The organism is Sphingomonas sp. TREG-RG-20F-R18-01 (genome assembly GCF_022662475.1).
GTDB lineage: Bacteria > Pseudomonadota > Alphaproteobacteria > Sphingomonadales > Sphingomonadaceae > Sphingomonas.
Genome location: NZ_JAKNQQ010000014.1, coordinates 36,168 through 54,069 on the forward strand (window position 1 = coordinate 36,168; position 17,902 = coordinate 54,069).

Genomic DNA, 17,902 nt, shown 5'->3' on the forward strand with positions numbered 1-17,902 from the left:
ATCGCGGTAAGCTGCCGTTTGTTCAGATGATCGAGCAGGTCCCTAGACGCGGGGAACAGGCAGGCAGCCTATACGGGCGTTATCAAGGCGTCGCCGACCAGCGAACAGGCCGGGCAGTCGTTGGCAAGCCAGCGGCGCGACGCCGTCCGACCCCCAGCAGAATCTCGACCGACGAGCTCGCAAGCAGCCTCACTCCAGACACCGCCACTCGCCAAAAGACGATCCGACTTTGCCAGCCACAAGTCGTGATGTGATTGCACTGGTGGATCAATTAACGCCCGAAGCGCTGCGTCGGCGATGAGATCGACGACGAAGCCGAGTTCGACAGCGCCGTAAGGCGTGAAATGATTGCCGCACGCGGGTTCCTCGATGGTTGCAGCTCCCGCCGGCCAATGGCAGGCTTGGAAACTAGGGATGCCCGTCGCGCCAACTCCACAGCGTAGGCACCCGCCTTCGACCGCGATCGTCACTGCATGCCCTGCCGCAGCTCGGCTTTCGGTCCATCCGTAGACGATGGGCGTTGCGCGTCCGTCGACGACATGCCACCGGTTGATCGCGCCTTCCGCATCCCAGCTGCCAGTCATGGAGACGATCAGATCGCTTTCGGCGAGGAGGTTCTGATAGCCGCCGACCAGCGCGTGCGCTCCGACGTCATGTCCATTGATCGACAGATGAGGGAAGTCCTTCTGAAACCGGCCCGCCAGCTCAAGCGCCTTGCTCTTGCCGACCGATCCGGCCCCAAGTTCATGCCGGCCGAGATTGCTCCAGTCGAGATCATCAGGATCGACGAGATTGCTGGTGCCGACCCCCGCCCGGACCAGCCGCGCCGCCACAGAGCTGCCGACCGAGCCGCAGCCGATGACCGTAACAGTTTTAGCGAGAAGCGTGGGTGTGCGGAGATCCTTGCCGCGCCCATGGATCCATGCGGCGTCGGCGCGCGAGACCTCGGCCTTGGAAACGGGCGCGGCCGAATAGAGTCTGGACGTGGCTACCGCGGTAGGCAGCCCCTTTGGCGTAAAACCCTTCAAGAGCGGCTTCTCCACGCGGCCGTGCCGCGCCAGAGACATGCCTGCCGCCGTGGTTGTCACGGCAATTAGGCCCGGGCCGCCACGCCCGTCGGCACCGATCAGCACAAGCACGTCTTTGTTTGCGCTGCTGGCGATTCCGGCGAGAAGTTCGACGTCCTCCACACCGGCCCCCTCAGCGAGCACCATCAGGTCGGCGCCGATAGCCGGATATTCAGAAGGTAACGGCCCCTGAGGAAGCCAGACGAGAGCCGCCGGCTCGCTATGGTACTTCTTCTTGCCCGGCAGCTTGCCGAAGCAATTGGCGAGCCAGCTGCCGAGCTGCTCGTGGGTTTCGCCAACGATGACCATCTCGTGTCCGCGCCAAACGCGAACCTCGCGCGACGGCCCCGCCGGGTTGATCAGGCTGGTAACCTTCTTACCGCTGTCACGGGCATAGAACCAATAGGTGAGGAACTCTTCACGGAAGTCGCGCTCGACAATGTCGCCTTTGATCAATTCCTCAATAAGGCGGGCCGAGCGGCCGAGCAGGTTCAGTCCGACGGAGCCCGGATCCTCGGCGTCCACCTCAGCCATGATAGGCAACAGACAAAGAACGCCGTCGTACTCAATGTGCGGCCAAACGAGCTGTCCCGGTGAATCGACGAGGGCGGTGCGGGGATATCCGGCGGGAAAGCTTGCACCCACGAGCAGGTCGATCTGGCGGGTCGTGCCGTCGCTGCACACCATGTCAATCCGCCAGCCGCGCTCAAAATTCCGATGTCGGTATGCCGCATCGATCTCCTCCGGGTTTAAACGGCGATGCGGTGCCGGGAGGCGCTCGCGGAGCGCCGCCTCTAAGCTAACGACGGCGCGCTCGAAGCCCAACGGACCGTAGCCCGCGACGTTACGCATGCCGGCTGGTCGACGAGACCACGGCAGCGCTCGTCTGGCTCTCGAGGCCGATGAGCGCTGCTGAAGCAGCGATCGGTGCCGCATAGGAGGTCGCAGCGCGTGCCTCGTCCTCGCCGCGCTCGCTGAAGTAGGTCGTATTGTAGGTGTTGTCCCAGCAGGCGAGCGCATCCTTGCGGCTACAGTCCGCGTCGAACAGCGGCGCCAGCCAATCGAGCGCTTGGCTGAGTTTGTCGCGAAACATCCGTGCCTTCGGGTCGTCAGAGCCGTTGGTGATTGTATCGTTCGGGGTGACGGGATGGGCGACTGTCAAATTGCCGTTGAGCCGGTCGCGGATCGCTTTCATCGTGTCGTGAAGCGCACGATCCTCGCGGCCGTCGATCCGCTGGCATTCGATGACGAGCGCGGTGATGCCGAAACCTGACAGGATGGAGCCGCTCCAGCTCGTGCGGCTGCGGGCATACTTCTTTATCTCCCTCACGAGCCGGCGAAGCTGGCCGCCGTCGGCGCTCATCTTGCGCGCGTCGTCGAACCAAGCCGTCACGTCGCGTGCGTCAGAGCGCTTCCATCCACCTGATGAGGCGAGCTCGTAGACGGTCGTGCCGCCATCTTCCACCTTCCGATATACTGGTACGTCGACGTGGTAGCCCTTCTCGTAGAAGATCCGCACGCAGTTGCCCCGGACCTCGGGCGCGCGCTTGAAGCTGCTGTCATCGACTGCATCGCGCACCATCTGCCGCGCCTGGAGGGAGGTCATCTCCGCTCCACGATCGCCCACAAGATCAGACTTTTTGAAATAGACGCCATCGTCGATGTCGTAATCGTTGTCAGGGTGCCGCAGCATCGTCTTCATCGCATAGGAGCCCTGCTTGACGAATTCGAGCGGGGCGGGCTTATCGGCCTTCTTCAGCCCGTTGCGCAGACGCGTACGGTTGGAGTCGCGGCGGCTGCGCATCGAGTCCTGCTCCGCTTGCGGGAGGGTCACCTCGTCCCGATGAAACGCGCGGATATCCTTGTCGCAGTCGTACATAATGATTCCTTTCAGCGGGTGGTCGAGCTTGCTGTGCGGAGAGTGCGGGCGGGGTCGAGCGGAGGCAGGGAACCAAGCATCGTCCGGATGAGCTGGCCGTCCCCGTCCATCGGATCGTCGCAGGCGCTGCGCGTCGCGTCGGCATCGGTGTGCGCCTGTTGGACCAGGCGATCCATGGCCTCGACGCGGCTGTCGTCGAGAGCCAGGTAGGGCAGCATGCTTGCCGGAACCGGCTTGTTCGGAAAGCGCACTCTACGGATGGAGCGCCCGCATTCGCTCATCGCGTTGGCAAGGAGCCGGGCCATGTTGTCATAGGCGAACTCCTGAGCGGAGATGCTGAGCGGCCCGACGTCGGCGCCAAGACGCCAGCCAAGCATCGAGCGGTGAACCTTATCGCCGACGATGTGCTCGCCCTCAGGCCGGGGGCAGGTCCCAAGCGAGAAGATCTCGATCGGTTGGCCAGGCGCGGCGTTGGTGAGCGCGTCGGTGAACCCGACCATGATCGGATTGTTGGCCCAAAGCCCCCCGTCGCAGAAGACTTGCTTACCGCCGCCCCCGCCGCCCGGCTCGTCGATTGCTGCCAGGGAGCGGAAGATCGGGGCAGCGCTAGAGGCGAGGCAGATGTCCGCCAACGGGTAATGATCGTCGCGCGGGCCGCTCTTTGCGGTCTTCTTAAAGACCCATGCTTTGTGCGTGCTCATGCGGATGGCTGGGATCGCCATCGAGATGCCGCGGTTCGCGTACACCTCCGCGAGCGTAATTCCGCCGAGTACGTCTCCCAGTGCCTTACGTAGAGCCTTGTCGCCCTCGCGGACGTAGCGGCTGCCCGTCAAAGCGCGGAAGATCGCGCTGAGCTTGCCGTCGATGCGATGCGGGAAGATCTTGGCACCATGATCCCGGTAAAGGGCGACTATCTCGGTCATCGGCACGCCGATCGCGGCAGCGGCGCCGACAATCGCGCCGGTGCTGGTGCCGGTTATCAGGTCGAAGCCAAGGCCGAGATCCAGCGGCGGTCCCTTCGTCCGCGCCGCGTGCTGAGCTAGCAGGCGCTCCAGGAAAGCTGCGGTGTAGATGCCGCGCATGCCTCCCCCGTCCAGACTGAGCACCCGATAGGGCTTCGCCGCTTCATCGTTTCGGTAGGGCGTTTTACCGCCGGTGGCGTCCATGAGGCATTGACCCGAGTCGTTAATGAGCCCATAAATGTTACGAGAAAGCCGATGTCAGAGCAAGTTTTTTTATGTATCTTTGCAAAGTGAGGGTTGGTTAGTGGCGGTACCCGTGAGAGCTCAGAAGGGTAACGTCCCCCGATGGGGCGTGCTTCGCCGCCTTGAGTTCATTGATTTCCGTCTTTTCTGGACCGGTCGGCTAAATCGGAGCGACTTGAGTGAGCTCTTCGGCATCTCGGCGCCGCAAGCCTCGTCCGATATCGCCCTCTATCAGGAAATGGCGCCCGACAATTTGGTCTACGATCGTGGGCAGAAGGTCTACCTGCGTCTCCCGGGTTTCAAGCCGGCAATGATCGATGAGGTGGTGGACCGCTTCCTCCTCCAGATCATTGCGGTTCGCCGAGGCTGGCTCAAGAAGACGGATACCTGGTTCGACGAGCTGCCCCCGCTGGAGGTCGTAGCGCTCCAAACGTTGCCCACCGATGCCGCCGTTCTGCAGGGCGTGCTGGACGCAATTCGCGAGAAGGCGGAGGTGGAGGTCCATTACTCGTCAATGACCGGTTCGGCTGCAACTCGTCGGCGCATAGCGCCTCACGCGATGGCGTCCGGCTGGGACCGCTGGTATGTCCGGGCGTGGTCGGCCGAGCACAATGACTTCCGCGATTACGCTCTAGCGCGGATCTCCAGCATCGGCGACTCGCGGCCCCGCAGCGTCAATCCGGTGAGCGACCTCGAATGGCATCATCGAATAGAACTGGAACTGGTTCCGAACCCGGAGCTCGACCCGGATCGCAGGAAGGCTCAGGAGATCGAGCACAAAATGGTTGATGGGGTGCTCAAGGTGCCATGTCGCCTCAGCTTGGCCTTCTATCTAATGGCAGAACACAAGCTCGACGTGGAGGCAGGGAAGCTCACGCCTTTTCAGCAACCTCTGGTGTTAAGAAATCTTGCGGAAGTGCGGCAACGCCGCGAGGTCGCTCGCGAAATGGCTAAGCAGGCGCTTGCCGCCGCGGCTGAAGCGTGAGCGGCTCCCCCTTCATGAAGTCATGACCGTGGAGGCTGTTCTGCTGTTCGGCAGTCAGGCACGCGGTGACGCGCTGCCGGGCTCGGACGTCGATGTGCTTCTCCTCACCGCGGAGGAGCGAACTCGTCACGTCGCAATGGGGACCATCTCCTTCTATCTATATCCATGGTCGCACTTGCTTAATGCTGCAAGGCGCGGCGATCTCTTCGCATGCCACGTCAGTTGCGAGGCAAGGGCGCTCCATGACCCGAAGCATCGGCTTGATCGGCTGCGAGAAGCTTTCAAGTTCAAAGCTTCCTACTCTGAAGAGATGGCGCGGGCGGGGGAGCTTGGCTGGTTTATTGTCCGGTACGCAGAAACGTTGCCAGATGCCGTCGTCGCCAAACGCGCGGCGTGGTGCGTGCGCACAATGCTGATCGCCCGTGCGGCCGAGCAGCAGCGCCCAATATTCGCGGCTTCGGAGCTTGCGTCGTTTAGTGGTTGCGGTATCGTCATAAAGCTTATCGTCAACAAGGATCAGCCATCCGCGGCAGAGGTGTCGGCCGATTTGCTCCAGACATTCCTTGAGTGGTTCGGTATCGCTGATCCGTTACCTAAAGGAAATGTCGACGCCTTCCGAGAGCTTTTCCGCAGTACCGGCAATCGTGTCGCCGAGCAAACGTTACGCACAGGCGAAAGACAGGACCCGTATATCGTTCCCCTAAACAGCAGAATGCGAGGTCGCGTCTGAAACCGAACCGATGTTTCGCAGCTTGGCTCAGGCTCGGCGTCCGATCGGCAGCTGCGTATTTAGTGTGCCAAATTCGCTCAGATGAATAGCCATCTGCTTGTGGGAGGGGTGCCGAGAGGCTCCTAACGTCCATAACTGGGTCGAGGCGCCATCACGCATAGCGTACATGATGACGGAAAGGCCGCCTCGCAGGCGTTCGTGCTTATTTTTCTGGGTAGTTGCCGAAGCTAATGCCGCAAACTGCCGTTTGCTCTGACGCTCGTTCATTCGAGGCAGTGACGATTGTCACCTGTTCAGGTTTGGACATAATACGCACAGGCCGGCTAAGACACTCACACGCAAGCGATGAAGTTGGAGGATAATTTGACCGAAGCTAGTGCTCGGCGCTCAGCGGCCGGATGATGTTCCTTGTCAAGCCCGAGATGCTGCTGCCGAAAGGCGAATCCGTTTCGATACTCGTCGGTCCGAACGGCTCCGGAAAGAGCTCGTATCTTCGCGACCTAGCGACTCTGCACCGTTACGACCGGAGCGTTACGGTAGTCTGCAACACGCCGCACGACCGCTTCAAAGGAGTGAAGCGGGTCAAGCGGATGTCCCTTGGTCGGCTGAACGGTTCGCCGAAAGCGGTTGTCAAGGACGCGATCGCCCAATCGCTAGACGCCGACGACTCGCGGTTCCACTTCATCAGCGCCATCCTGAAGCAGTGCGGGTACACACCTCGCTTCGGTTTCCGTCTTAAGCCCGCGAAGCGGTACGGGAGACCGGTGGACGAGGTGCTTCTCGACGCAGGCTTCGGATCTCCCAATCGTGGGCTTCGTCGAGTCGATCCCGACGACAAGGAGAAGGCCGTCCACTTCCTGACGCGGTTCGATCCGTCAGAGACCCTTTGGATTGACACGACGGGCTCGCTTTACGAGTTTAGCCGGGCGCGGGAGTTCGCCGCGGTTCTTCGTTGCGAGCGCGCGCTTCGCTCGGAAAGAATGCTCACCGGGATCGAGGTCTACCTGGAGCGGTATGACGATGGCGAGCAGATCGAGCTCCAGCACGCGAGCTCCGGGCAGCTCTCGCTCATCTCGACGCTCCTCTTCATCATCGCGTCCGCGGGCAAAAACCCGATGATCGTCATTGATGAGCCCGAGAACAGTCTGCATCCAAGTTGGCAGCGCGACTATGTCGGAAAGCTGATGGATGCGCTGACCTACCGCAACGCCACGGTCTTAATCGCAACACATGCGCCCATGGTCGTCACCGGCGCGCTGGCAAGCAATCAGAAGCTGGTCAAAGTCTATGAGGTTCTGAAGGGTCTGCCGAGCCTGTTGGACATCGATCCGGAGGGTAGCCCGGCAAGCGGGATCGAGGAGGTGCTCTGGCGTGCCTTCGATATCGTGACGCCGGCCAACCACTTCGTCAGCGAACGGATCGTCGCCGCGATGACGGAATTCGAGGAGGGCAGAAGTTCGAAATCGGACTTTCTGGCGCTAGTCGACGACCTGGATGCGCAGAGTTTCGACGATCGCCAGAAGCGGTTCTTCGGCGCCGTGAGAGATCTCGCCGATGAGGTCGAGGCAGCTCACGACGAAGCGGACGCAAGCGATGCCTGATCCTTACGAGCCCGGGCTCGACACCTTCGAGTTCACGCAACAGGAACAGGCTGTCATCGAGCAAGCCATGGCAACGGCCAAGCCTTGGGATTGGAAGCCCAAGGGCGAGCTGGGCGAGGCGTTCAAGGCGATCAAGAACAGGATCCGTGAATTCCACTTGGTTCGGCATAATCACCGGTGCTGCTACTGCCGGCGGGATCTGAAGGGCGGCGGTCACTTCATGATCGATCGGGAGCACGTGCTGCCGAAGTCGATCGAGGCGTTCAAGCTGTTCGCCTTCACAAAGTGGAATCTCGGCGCGTCGTGCAAGCGGTGCAATATGGAGTACAAGGGTAGTAAGATCGATTTTGTCGTTACAACGGACGACGCGGACGTGCTACAGGACGGTGCCAACTACCGTTTCATCCATCCTAACTTCGATCGCTACAAGGACCACATCTCCCGGGTGGCATCAGAGGATGACGACATCGTCGTTGTGCGGTTCACGAAAAAGGAAGGCAGCGAGAAGGGCGCCTTCACCTACGACTACTTCAACCTCGCCGGGCTCGAACGGGAAATCCTTGACGAGGCGCAGGGCGCACCGATCGTCGAGGAACCGAGCGAAGCCGGCTACAAGGTCAGGCTGCTCGCCGACAACCTTGGCCAGTAAGATTGTGTTGATGGCTGCCGAACATGAATGAGCGGCCGGTTTATGGAAGTCGTGAAGGCAGTCCGAACGTCACATTCTGGGTCGATACATCGCGGCATCATCAGCTGAAAAAGTGCACTCAGCCGAAGCCGGCATACGCGACTTGCTGTCGTTCCAATCGTCAGTTGGCCGTCAAGCCGTGGTGGGCACGGCCAGACTGATCAAGTCATCCAACTTTCCGTCGAGATCCTCAGGCTTGCATCTCAACCAAGCCGCGGCAACATCGAGCGTGATGAGCTTGGCCCGCACCGCGCGTGCGACGCGGGCACCGAACGTGCCTCGGCGACTGATCGGTACGCCCGCTACGGGGTAGTAGTCGTTCGTCCAGTCCTCCCGCACCAGCCATTGTCCTACTGGGCCCGGCATCCGAGTGCCTCTCACATCGCTTAGGTCGAGTTCGACTCCTCGCCGGTTCTTCACCACGTTTGCGAGGTGGAGCCTAGCCGCGGTAAAGCTCACGCCGTACCGGTCCATAAGGACCGCGATCATCGTCGCGTGGTCGCTCAGCTCTTCGTAGAGCTGTTCCACCGCACGCGGAGGGGCGAGGAAGGCAATAGCGAATGCGTTGGCCCGAGCCTCCACTTGATCGCCCGAGAGCTGCTGCATCTCCTCATAGGTGTCGACCCGGACCCGTCCGAGGCGCGCCGGCGGGTCCCAGAGGATGTGCCCGAGTTCGTGGCTCGCGGTCATGCGCCTAACCCAAACGTTCTCGTTATAGCCTTGCGTGTTGAGCACGATGCCGCGCGACTGACCGTTGGCGACGGTGGCACCGGCAAACCTAGTGCCCATCTCGGCCTGCACGAGGGGCATGCCGAAGCGGCGCAAGACATTTCTGACGCTGCGAACTGGCTCGTGCTCAGAGAGGCCAAGACGCATCCGAGTCAGCTCCGCGAGCCTGTATCCCTTCTCGTAGACTGGGGAGTGGTAGTCGTCGTCCCAATCCTCGCCAATCGCGACTTCCCGGACGTCGCCAAGTGCATCCGCGAGATAGTCCTCGCGTGCGATCACCCAAGCGGCTTCTGCCAATTGCAGGACGAGGGTCGGCGAGAGCGCTGGCGCACCACCCTTACCGTCCGAAAGCGTGCGAAGACGCACTCCCAGCTCTTCGTCGCCGCCCGCCCCCGGAACAAAGCCCAGCACCTGCTCGTCAAGCGCTAGGGTCTGCCCCAGCCGTTGCAAATCGCGGATAGGCGTGACTTGCCCTGGCGTCTCCGCCTTCGCTACATTCGCTGCGGTGAGCGCCGCCGCGCGAGCAAGCTGCGCCTCATTTAGCCCGAGCTGTTTGCGGCGGTCACGTAGGGTCTTTGCCGGTTCGTCCCGCGCCGAGGTGATCTGGAAGCTGCCCTCGTCCACTACCGCCCTCAGCGCATCCAGTCCAAATACGTGAAGCACCTGCGCCGCGTTCATGCGAAGCCCTGTGGCGCCTGCCCGATAATCGGCCACTTGCGCTTGGCCGCGGACGTAGAGCCGATCGGACGTGAGCGCGCGCTCGTCCCACGTATCTCCAGTCGATGCCGGGCCGAAAATCCGATCGAGCTCACGATGGCCCACCCCGCCGCTCAAGCCACCCACTCCGGATCTCGATCGCCAAACCGGTAGGCCGTCATGGTCTCTTCGCTGAAGCCGTAGGACCATACACCATAGCCCGACGACCGGAACGCATGCGCGACGGCGGTCATTTCGGCCACGGAACTCGGTCCGTAGCGCCCCGAGGCGCCGTTCAAGGCGATGACGTTTTCCCCGCAGAACAGCAGCTCCCCTCCGCAATGAGCGTCTGCGCCGCCCGTGAGATTGCTGTGCTTGATGACCTTGCTTTCCAGCTCAGCGCTCGCCGCGTCGTCCTCGCGCGCATGCACCACGTCGTCGGGTCGCACTACCCACAGCTGGGTGGCGGGCGGTTTTGGATTGATGAGCGGAGTTGCTCCCTTCTCAGCGCCCGCACCGTCAACCCACTGGCGCACGCCGTCTGAAAGATCGAGCGCCACTAATTCATCGCTGTTTGCTACCCGACTCATGTCACAGGCCTTTGCCGGATATTGGTTGCGAAATCGATCAAACGCATCCGCCGTCTTCGACATTCCTGGCATGCTCCTCTAGCTTGGTGGCTCTGCCCGTCGCGGTCGCGTAGATCAAGTGGTCGTAGGGAGGTGGTATGCCGGCTGCTAACCAGCGGCGCTCTCATCTGGCGCCGTTCCAAACCGTTACCGCCTGAGATCGTGGTCGACGAAGGGGCAGAAGCTCAGAGCGTGCTGGTAGCATTAGCAAGTGTACTCCGTTGCTTAGATGAGCTGGAGAGCACATTAACAAGCTTTCGCTTGCGGGAAGCAAACCAGTTAGCCTGAATGGCGGCTTGTGGGTCACCGCTGTCGTAGTCCTCGAGAGGTCGACCACGACAGAGGTCTCCGCTACCTTCATCCGCATGCTTGCGAGATTTGATCAGACCGTCGAACTCGATTTCTACCGGGACGGGGCCGAACTCTTTGCCCAAGCGCTGAATGAAGCCGTGCTTATCCGCCTTGAGGCGGCCTTGGCCGCCCTTCCAACCAACGTTCCCGGCGTGCGGATCGTAGAGGGACGGCATCTAAAGACGTTCCTCGAATCTGCTGGACCGATCGGTGCGATAGCAGCCGCTGCGCTAGGACCCGAGGCTCTTCCGGTTCGAGCGATCCTGTTCGACAAGACGTCGGAGCGGAACTGGGCGCTCGGCTGGCATCAGGACCGCACAATCGTGGTAAGGGAGCGGACCGACGCTGACGGGTTCGGGCCGTGGACGGTGAAATCGGGCTTGATTCAAGTCGAGCCGCCTTTTGATATCCTCGAGCGCATGGTGACTTTGCGCGTGCACCTAGATCAAGTGGATGCGAACAACGCTCCGTTGCGCATCGTTCCTGGTTCGCACCGGCTCGGTCGCTTGAGTGAAGCCGAAGTGCAGGGCGTGGTGGCTACATCCGGCGAGCGGCTCTGTCTAGCCGAACGCGGCGACGTTTGGCTCTACGCTACCCCGATCGTACACGCCTCTCTGGCTGCCGATCCCCCAGGTCGCCGTCGCGTGCTCCAAGTCGATTATTCGGCTGATGCCGCGCCACACCCACTCGCCTGGCACGGCATATAGATGGGAGATTGAGCACGCGCGTCCGAACGGTCCTGTTAGTTTGTAGCCAGAACAAGCTGCGAAGCCCTACCGCCGAGCAGGTGTTCTCGCGTCGGGAAGATCTCGAAGTAGACTCCGCCGGGACCAACCATGATGCCGAGAACCCGCTCACGGCTGAACTGGTCAGCTGGGCCGACCTGATCTTCGTTATGGAGAAGGCGCATCTGAGCAAGCTGCAGCGTCATTTTCGGGCAGCTCTGACAGGCAAGCGCGTGATTTGCCTCGATGTGCCGGACAATTTTGCGTTCATGCAGCCGGAGCTGGTCCGGCTGCTCGAGACGAAGGTGAGCAGGCACCTACCCGCACGCCCCATGGCAACCAAGAAGCGGTCAAAATCGGAACATGAATGAGCGGCGGTTTTCGGGAAGCAAGTAGGCCGGTCTGAGTGTCGCCTATTGGGTCCAACGCGGTCGCAAAGCGGCCGGTCGGTTCCCGCCCACAACCGGCCGTGACAATACATTGTCCTCAACGCAGACATTCAAGCCGCACGGCCTGCCACTCAAGGCAGCCTCTCACGCATCATTATGATCTGTCGGACTTATTGCTCACGCCAGGGCGCCCGGCCACCACGGACCGAGCGCCAAGCGTAGGGCATTTAAGACTTAGTAGTCATAGCGGCGATCCCAACGGTTACGGCCGCGGTCCCAGCCATCGCGCCGGTCGTAGCCGCCGCGCCAATGTTCGCGTTGCCATTCGCGGCGACGCCTTTCTTGCTCCCAACGCCGATGCGCAACCCAGCGCTGGCGCGCATAATAGCTTCTACGATCATCGTATCCATGGCGACCGCCGAAACGACTATCCCGATAGCCATCGTCGGAACGGTATTGTGCATTCCAGCCGCCATAGCTTTGGGCAGAAGCGACGTTCGGCACGACTGCAACCAGCGCGGAAAGGCCGAGCGATACGGAAAGGACTAGCTTACGAAACATCTCCAATCTCCTGAACGGCGGATAGCCGATAAGGTGTGCATGCATGCTTGCCGATGCGCCCGGCCTGAATGACACTGGCAGCAGTTGTTCAGTTTATGGGAGGTGATTGGCCGATCCGCGGCGACATCCGCTTGCGCCCCATTTGTTGCCGTTCGTCTCGCCGCTTCGATTGCCTGTAAGCCGCCGTTTGTTCTAAGTCATTGCATGCGTTTGCTTCTTCTGAGTGTTGTAGCCCTGTCGCTGTCGGGAGCTGAAAGTCGCGTCAGCACCGCTCCCGAGCCGGTTCGCTATACGCTCGCGCCCGTTCTCTCGGGCGGGGTGCTCACAGCGCTCCGGGTACAGGTCCGCTTCCGTGTCGATCCGTCGGGCATCTCCGATTTCGAATGGGCCAATGGTTGGGCCGGTGAGCGCCGCCTGTGGCAGTGGGAGCGGGACTTCGCAGTCGCGGGCGCGACGGCGGTCGAGAAGAAGGGCGATGGTCATTGGCGGATCAGGGCCGCGCCCGGCGCGGAGTTGACGGTGAGTTACCGCATTCTATCCGCCTACGATCACGATCCAACCGTTGAGGACAGCGACCAGCCGCGGCCCGTCATCCGTCCGCGCTGGTTCTACGCGGTTGGCAACGCGTTGTTCGGTTATCCGAACGGCCGCGACAGTTCGCCCGCGACCTTTGATTGGTTCGGCGCGCCCGGTATCGGTTTCGCATCAGACCTCGAACATCTTGCTGGGCAAGGCCGCCGGGCCACCCGGCCGGGAACCGTCGCGGATGCCTTGGAGAGTGTCGTCATTGGCGGCCGCGACCTCCGGACTTTCCCGGCGCTAGATGGCTCCGGGGTGCGGGTCGCGACCGTCGGACGCTATGCGTTCACACCGGAGCAGCTCGATGGTCTCGCCCGTCGGGTGATCAGCGTGGAGCGGACATTCTGGAACGCGGACCAGCGCGCACCTTTCCTGGTGACGGCCGCTCCCATCGTCGGCAGTCCGACCGCCACCAGCTTCGGCGGGACCGGGCGTGGCGACGCGTTCGCCCTCTGGATTGACCAGCGGACGCCGCTTGATCGCATGAAGTGGCTGCTTGCTCACGAATATTTCCACACCTGGAACGCGGTGCGGCTTGGCACCACGTCAGAGGACCAGGCAGCCCGGCCGGCGGACTATTGGTTCAGCGAAGGTTTTACCGACTATTATGCACGGGCACTCACGGTGCGCGCCGGCTTGATCTCGCCAACGGAATTCGCAGCGCAATGGAACGAGATGCTGGCGGGGTATGCCGGATCACCGGTGCGAACCATGACCGGCGAACGGGCGGCCGCAGCCTTCTGGAACGATGAGATGGCGCAGAAGCTACCTTATCAGCGAGGTGCGATGCTGGCGGCGATGTGGAACGCGCGGTTGCTGGCCGGCAGCCGAGGTGCGACAAGCCTCGACACGGTACTGCACGCTCAAATAGCCGCAGCGCGTGCTTCAAAGGTGTCCGCGACTTCGCTGTTCCGTGCGCTGGCCGCGGACCGGGGATTAAATATCACCCCTGATGAGACCCGCTACCTCGTCAAGGGCGAACCAATCGTCTTGCCAGCAGACACGTTCGGCCAGTGTGCCACTGTCGTCACCGAACAGCGCCCATCCTTTTCACGAGGGTTCGACGCAGAGGCAACCGCTGGTGCCGGCAACGTAGCGACCGGGGTAGATCGCCGTCTTCCAGCCTTTGCGGCGGGTCTGCGCGACGGGATGAAAATTCTTGCTCGTACCGAAGGTGAACCGGACAATGCCTTGGTACCCTACGCCCTGTTGGTGGAGGATAACGGTAAACAGCGTACGATTCGCTATCTGCCGCAGGGGCAAGAACGTGTGACGGTTCAGCAACTGCGCATCGACGCTCCAAACGCTCGCGAATGCCCGCGCACGCTGAGCGGCCTAGCCAGCTCCCGAGCCGAATAAGTTCAACTATCCGTGTTGCAATTCGCTTCTGGATGCGAACGGTAGCTATCGCGCAACCGATTCTGTCGGTGCCGTCGTGTGATTGGTGTCGACCAGGGTAATGGACTCCGTCCGCGAGGTCCATTGTCGCGGCTGCAACGCTATCACCGATAAGCACTCAGTTGCAGGAGGCAGCACCTTGCCGATCAGGCTTACGGTGGCATGATTGCCCAATGAAAAACTGGACTATGCCTTGGGCGCTGACCATCGGGATCATGGCCGTCCCCGCCGTTGCAGCAGATCCTGTCGGTGACTGGGCGTTACGTGCTGGCGCGACAACGCTGATGCTGGTCAAGGTCGATCGGACGCCTTCCGGCTGGAAAGCCGTCTGGAATCAGCCGACCGCTTATGTCGTTTCGCCGACACGCGGCGAAGAGTTCCGTAATGTTGCTGGTCCGGTCGTTCGACGCGAGACGAGTAAGGCGCGCACCTTACCTGATGGCGGCATCGAGTTTCTCTTCCCGCCAGCGCAGCCGGGCTGGCCGTCAGACCGCATTACCGTCAGACCGCATGACGACGGCACTGCGCGGATGGTCTGGACGGCGTTCGCAGGCACGCCTTATCGACTTACGCGCGTTCAAACGGCTGCCGCACTCGGGCCATGGAACATCAGCAGAACCTACAAAGCCGATCTTGAGCGCGCTAATGATCCCGAAGTAACAGCCATTTACCAAGCGGATCAAGCAGCGCGGAGTGGTGGCTCGCAGATCGATTGGTCGAAGGTCGCGGCGGCGGACGCAACTCGGCGCGCGCAGATGCAGGTGCTGCTTGCCGAGGACCACGTCGCCAGCGGCGATGACTACGAGCACGCCGCGTTTATCTTCCAGCACGGTGATCGACCAGAGGACTATCTGCTGGCGCACGCTTTGGCGGTAATCGCAACGGCGCGGGGCAGCCGAAACGGCGCGTGGATCGCAGCGGCCTCGCTCGATCGCTATTTAACATCAATTGGCAAGCCGCAGATTTACGGCACGCAGTTTTCTCCTGGTACAGTGGATGTCACGCAAGAGCCGTATGCGCGCGACATTCTGTCGGACGCTATCCGGGAGGAAAGCAACGTACCTTCCCTCAGGGATCAAGCGGCGGAGCTGAAGCGAATGAATTGAGACAAGCCGTGAAGGGGGCTTCGTCGCGGCGGGCATCGATGCGCCGCTCACTTTCGACAAAGACCGGTCGTTCTTGCTGCTCAAAGCTCCTTACTGGTCGTATTGAAGCTTTCTGGCCGGATCGAGTATGGCAATCCTTCACCATCTCAGAAAACTTTAGCTGCCGACCGTCATGAACCAATGGCCGGAGTTGGGCGGTCAGTGGCCTGCCGGGAACGGTGAGATTGGGTCTTGCCAACCGCAAAGCGGACCGGCGGTTAGCGCTCATACCAGGTCGTTCAGGCTGGCGACCCGGGCTTCCGAGAGCAGGCATTCGTTAAGGCGCGATCTTTCCCATTTCTCCGTCTCCGACATGCCCTTTTGGGAAAGAGCGATCGGGAACAGATTTTGGGAAAGCAGGTGCCCCGGACGACCGTTGCCGCGGTCTCCTGACCGACAGTCTAGTTATGGGTTCCTTTTCGGGCACGGGCCCGCGCTTTAAATCGCCAGGATGAAAATCTTAACCGCCATGTTGCTGCTCCCGATCGCAGTCGGTGCACAGACCCCTACGTCGCAAGGCCATCAGAGTGAGACTGCAGTAATGACAGAAGCCGCCAACGTAATCGCTGTAGATCACACAGGCTTCGCGGTGTCCTCGTTGGACGAAGCCGTTCGCTTCTGGACCGAAGCGCTTGGCTTCAAGCTTGAGCGGCGGTCGGAGATGGGGGGCGACTTCCTACGTCAGGTGACGGGTGTCGATGATCCGAACGTGAAAACGGCGACCGTAAGAGCACCAGACGGTTTCTTGATTGAACTGCTGCGATATTCCAAGGGGCGCCAGAATGGGGCCGTGCCGAACAGCGGGGGTGCGATCGGAGCCGCCCACCTGGCTTTGACTGTGAGAGATATACACGCTGCCATCGCCCGCATTGAAGGCGCAGGATGGAAGCCGAAGGGAAGTCCGCAGTCGATCCCCGGCGGCCCAAGGAAGGGAACGCTGGTGGCCTATGTGTCAGGCCCTGACCATATCACGATAGAATTCATGCAGCCTCCGGTCAACTGACTGAGATACCCATCCCGGGCTTTCAGAGCCATGTTCCCACGCTACCTCCCTAATTTCTCAGAATGGATACTGATCTATGATGCGTATGCTAAAGCTTCTTTGTGTCACCGCAATGTTCGTGCCTGTGACGCCCATTGTCGCGGCTCAACGTGCTAAGCCGTCCAGCCGAGGCCAAACGACTAACGCGTCGGAACAGAAACGGGAATGCCGGCTCGAAGTCGATGGCAAGGTAAAGGTTGCAGGTCGCTGCTGGGTCTATCCAATGGGAGCTGGCGACTACACCCTGAACACTCGAGATCATGGCAAGCCACATTACCCACACTTCGCGATGGTGTCGTCGAACGGTGACGGCACGGCCGATGTGACTTGGAATGCTGATCCTACCGATGATCGCGCTTCCGATTCGCTCGGCAAGGCTCGCAAACGCGGCGGATGTTGGGTGAATGAGCAAGTCCGCGTCTGCGCTCGATAAGCGCCGCCACGTCCGCTTTAACCTAGCTGCTCCCCCGAAAGCCACCTGTCCGCTCCCCACCACGTCACGACGTTCACAGCCGCACGATGAGGCACCAAGAGCGGTCAAAATTCGTCGATGAATGAGCGGCCGGAATTGGGGAGCGGGGAAGGGGGCGTGGATGTCCGGGTATGGGTCATCTGAGCATCAAACGGGATCGCTAGCGTAATCTGCAGCCGGGAAAACCTGTGCGAGAGCCAAGCCTGCAATACGTGCAGTTGCAAGAAGCTGATCCAGCCCATGCCCATTGCGCGCCTTGGCGGAGAGTCCCGACATGGTCGTGCTGACGAAGTCGGTCAGGCGCCGGGCATCTTCCGGATGGCGGGCAGCGATATAGTCGCGAATCACGGCTTCGGCGGCAAGGCTGATCTCACAGGCAGCTTCGCGCGCGTCGCCATCCTTCGCGCGGATGCCCTCCACCACCATGCATCCGCTCGCCATTGGGTCGGCGGTATAATAGCGGGCGGCCTCCTCGAGCACCGCTGCGAGGCAGGCGCCCACGGGCCGGTCGTCCCGCAGCAGATTGGCGAAGGGAATGGCGCTGGTCGCGTTATAACGATCGAGTACGCGGGCGTAGAGACCGGCCTTGCTGCCGAAGGCGGCGTAAAAACTTGGTGGGTTTATCCCAAGCGCGGTGGTGATGTCCGAGACGCTGACCGCGTCATAGCCATGCGCATGGAAAAGCTGCTGCGCGGTACCAATTGCTTCTTCGGGATCGAAGCGTCGGGGCCGACCCCGTGCCCGGGATTTATCTGTAGTCATCATTACAAAACACCTTGACGAGTCTGATCGAGCATTTATGTAGCGAGCCATACATTAATTCTCAAGGATGCACATCATGGCCCCGTTACAAGCAAAGTCCGTTCTTGTACTGGGGGGTAGTCGCGGTATCGGCGCAGCGATCGTCCGGCGCTTTGCCGCGGAAGGTGCATCCGTAATCTTTACCTATGCGGGGTCTCTAGCGGCCGCGGAGCGGCTTGCGGCAGAGACCGGGGGCAAAGCGGTGCAAACCGACAGCGCTGACCGCGACG

18 protein-coding genes are annotated in these 17,902 nt (G+C 61.3%); 11 read left to right on the forward strand and 7 right to left on the reverse strand.

Features of this window, described 5'->3' with window-relative positions:
* Window positions 1-68 precede the first annotated feature (68 nt).
* The 3 genes from L8K25_RS20275 to L8K25_RS20285 form a co-directional block, all read right to left on the reverse strand.
* Window positions 69-1,919: a ThiF family adenylyltransferase gene (locus L8K25_RS20275; RefSeq protein WP_242140812.1), complete on the reverse strand. Its 1,851-nt coding sequence runs from the start codon at window positions 1,917-1,919 to the stop codon at window positions 69-71.
* Window positions 1,912-2,871 (reverse strand): cyclic GMP-AMP synthase DncV-like nucleotidyltransferase, encoded by a 960-nt coding sequence (locus L8K25_RS20280; protein ID WP_242140813.1) that lies wholly within the window; start codon window positions 2,869-2,871, stop codon window positions 1,912-1,914. Before L8K25_RS20280 ends, L8K25_RS20275 begins: the two co-directional genes overlap by 8 nt.
* Window positions 2,872-2,957: 86 nt before the next feature.
* Window positions 2,958-4,112 carry a patatin-like phospholipase family protein gene (locus L8K25_RS20285; RefSeq protein ID WP_242140814.1) on the reverse strand — a complete coding sequence of 385 codons (1,155 nt, stop codon included), beginning with the start codon at window positions 4,110-4,112 and terminating at the stop codon, window positions 2,958-2,960.
* A gap of 214 nt (window positions 4,113-4,326) precedes the next feature.
* Between L8K25_RS20285 and L8K25_RS20290 the strand changes: the two genes are divergently transcribed.
* The 4 genes from L8K25_RS20290 to L8K25_RS20305 all read left to right on the forward strand — a co-directional run bounded on the left by L8K25_RS20290 (window position 4,327) and on the right by L8K25_RS20305 (window position 8,116).
* Window positions 4,327-5,136, forward strand: coding sequence for a WYL domain-containing protein (locus L8K25_RS20290; RefSeq protein ID WP_242140815.1), 810 nt, complete (start codon window positions 4,327-4,329; stop codon window positions 5,134-5,136).
* Window positions 5,137-5,158: 22 nt separating this feature from the next.
* Complete coding sequence (locus tag L8K25_RS20295) at window positions 5,159-5,866, forward strand: nucleotidyltransferase domain-containing protein (RefSeq protein WP_242140816.1); 708 nt, start codon at window positions 5,159-5,161, stop codon at window positions 5,864-5,866.
* Between the two features lie 398 nt (window positions 5,867-6,264).
* Window positions 6,265-7,467, forward strand: a complete 1,203-nt coding sequence (locus L8K25_RS20300) for an ATP-binding protein (RefSeq protein WP_242140817.1) — start codon at window positions 6,265-6,267, stop codon at window positions 7,465-7,467.
* Window positions 7,460-8,116 (forward strand): HNH endonuclease, encoded by a 657-nt coding sequence (locus L8K25_RS20305; RefSeq protein WP_242140818.1) that lies wholly within the window; start codon window positions 7,460-7,462, stop codon window positions 8,114-8,116. The genes L8K25_RS20300 and L8K25_RS20305 overlap by 8 nt, the downstream gene beginning before the upstream one ends.
* A gap of 171 nt (window positions 8,117-8,287) precedes the next feature.
* Here L8K25_RS20305 and L8K25_RS20310 read toward each other — a convergent pair whose 3' ends face one another.
* Window positions 8,288-9,718 carry an ImmA/IrrE family metallo-endopeptidase gene (locus tag L8K25_RS20310; protein ID WP_242140819.1) on the reverse strand — a complete coding sequence of 477 codons (1,431 nt, stop codon included), beginning with the start codon at window positions 9,716-9,718 and terminating at the stop codon, window positions 8,288-8,290.
* A complete protein-coding gene (locus tag L8K25_RS20315) occupies window positions 9,715-10,233 on the reverse strand; it encodes a hypothetical protein (RefSeq protein ID WP_242140821.1) in 519 nt (172 codons plus the stop codon). Before L8K25_RS20315 ends, L8K25_RS20310 begins: the two co-directional genes overlap by 4 nt.
* A gap of 272 nt (window positions 10,234-10,505) precedes the next feature.
* Between L8K25_RS20315 and L8K25_RS20320 the strand changes: the two genes are divergently transcribed.
* A complete protein-coding gene (locus L8K25_RS20320; protein ID WP_242140822.1) occupies window positions 10,506-11,267 on the forward strand; it encodes a phytanoyl-CoA dioxygenase family protein in 762 nt (253 codons plus the stop codon).
* Between the two features lie 8 nt (window positions 11,268-11,275).
* The gene (locus L8K25_RS20325) at window positions 11,276-11,656 is read left to right on the forward strand and encodes a low molecular weight protein tyrosine phosphatase family protein (protein WP_242140824.1); all 381 of its coding nucleotides are present in this window, start codon (window positions 11,276-11,278) and stop codon (window positions 11,654-11,656) included.
* Between the two features lie 252 nt (window positions 11,657-11,908).
* Here the strand turns inward: L8K25_RS20325 and L8K25_RS20330 are convergent, their stop codons facing one another.
* Window positions 11,909-12,280 (reverse strand): hypothetical protein, encoded by a 372-nt coding sequence (locus L8K25_RS20330; RefSeq protein WP_242140825.1) that lies wholly within the window; start codon window positions 12,278-12,280, stop codon window positions 11,909-11,911.
* A 159-nt stretch (window positions 12,281-12,439) separates the two neighbouring features.
* Between L8K25_RS20330 and L8K25_RS20335 the strand changes: the two genes are divergently transcribed.
* The 4 genes from L8K25_RS20335 (at window position 12,440) to L8K25_RS20350 (ending at window position 16,832) form a co-directional block, all read left to right on the forward strand.
* Window positions 12,440-14,173 carry a hypothetical protein gene (locus tag L8K25_RS20335; RefSeq protein WP_242140826.1) on the forward strand — a complete coding sequence of 578 codons (1,734 nt, stop codon included), beginning with the start codon at window positions 12,440-12,442 and terminating at the stop codon, window positions 14,171-14,173.
* Window positions 14,174-14,385: 212 nt separating this feature from the next.
* Window positions 14,386-15,318, forward strand: coding sequence for a hypothetical protein (locus L8K25_RS20340; RefSeq protein ID WP_242140827.1), 933 nt, complete (start codon window positions 14,386-14,388; stop codon window positions 15,316-15,318).
* A gap of 580 nt (window positions 15,319-15,898) precedes the next feature.
* Entirely contained in the window at window positions 15,899-16,360 is a 462-nt protein-coding gene (locus tag L8K25_RS20345; protein WP_242140828.1) for a VOC family protein, read from the forward strand.
* Between the two features lie 76 nt (window positions 16,361-16,436).
* The gene (locus L8K25_RS20350) at window positions 16,437-16,832 is read left to right on the forward strand and encodes a hypothetical protein (RefSeq protein ID WP_242140829.1); all 396 of its coding nucleotides are present in this window, start codon (window positions 16,437-16,439) and stop codon (window positions 16,830-16,832) included.
* 186 nt (window positions 16,833-17,018) lie between these two features.
* Here the strand turns inward: L8K25_RS20350 and L8K25_RS20355 are convergent, their stop codons facing one another.
* Window positions 17,019-17,636 carry a TetR/AcrR family transcriptional regulator gene (locus tag L8K25_RS20355; RefSeq protein ID WP_242140830.1) on the reverse strand — a complete coding sequence of 206 codons (618 nt, stop codon included), beginning with the start codon at window positions 17,634-17,636 and terminating at the stop codon, window positions 17,019-17,021.
* 73 nt (window positions 17,637-17,709) lie between these two features.
* Here L8K25_RS20355 and L8K25_RS20360 point away from each other — a divergent pair.
* The coding region (locus L8K25_RS20360; RefSeq protein WP_242140831.1) for an SDR family NAD(P)-dependent oxidoreductase at window positions 17,710-17,902 on the forward strand (193 nt) is incomplete at its 3' end.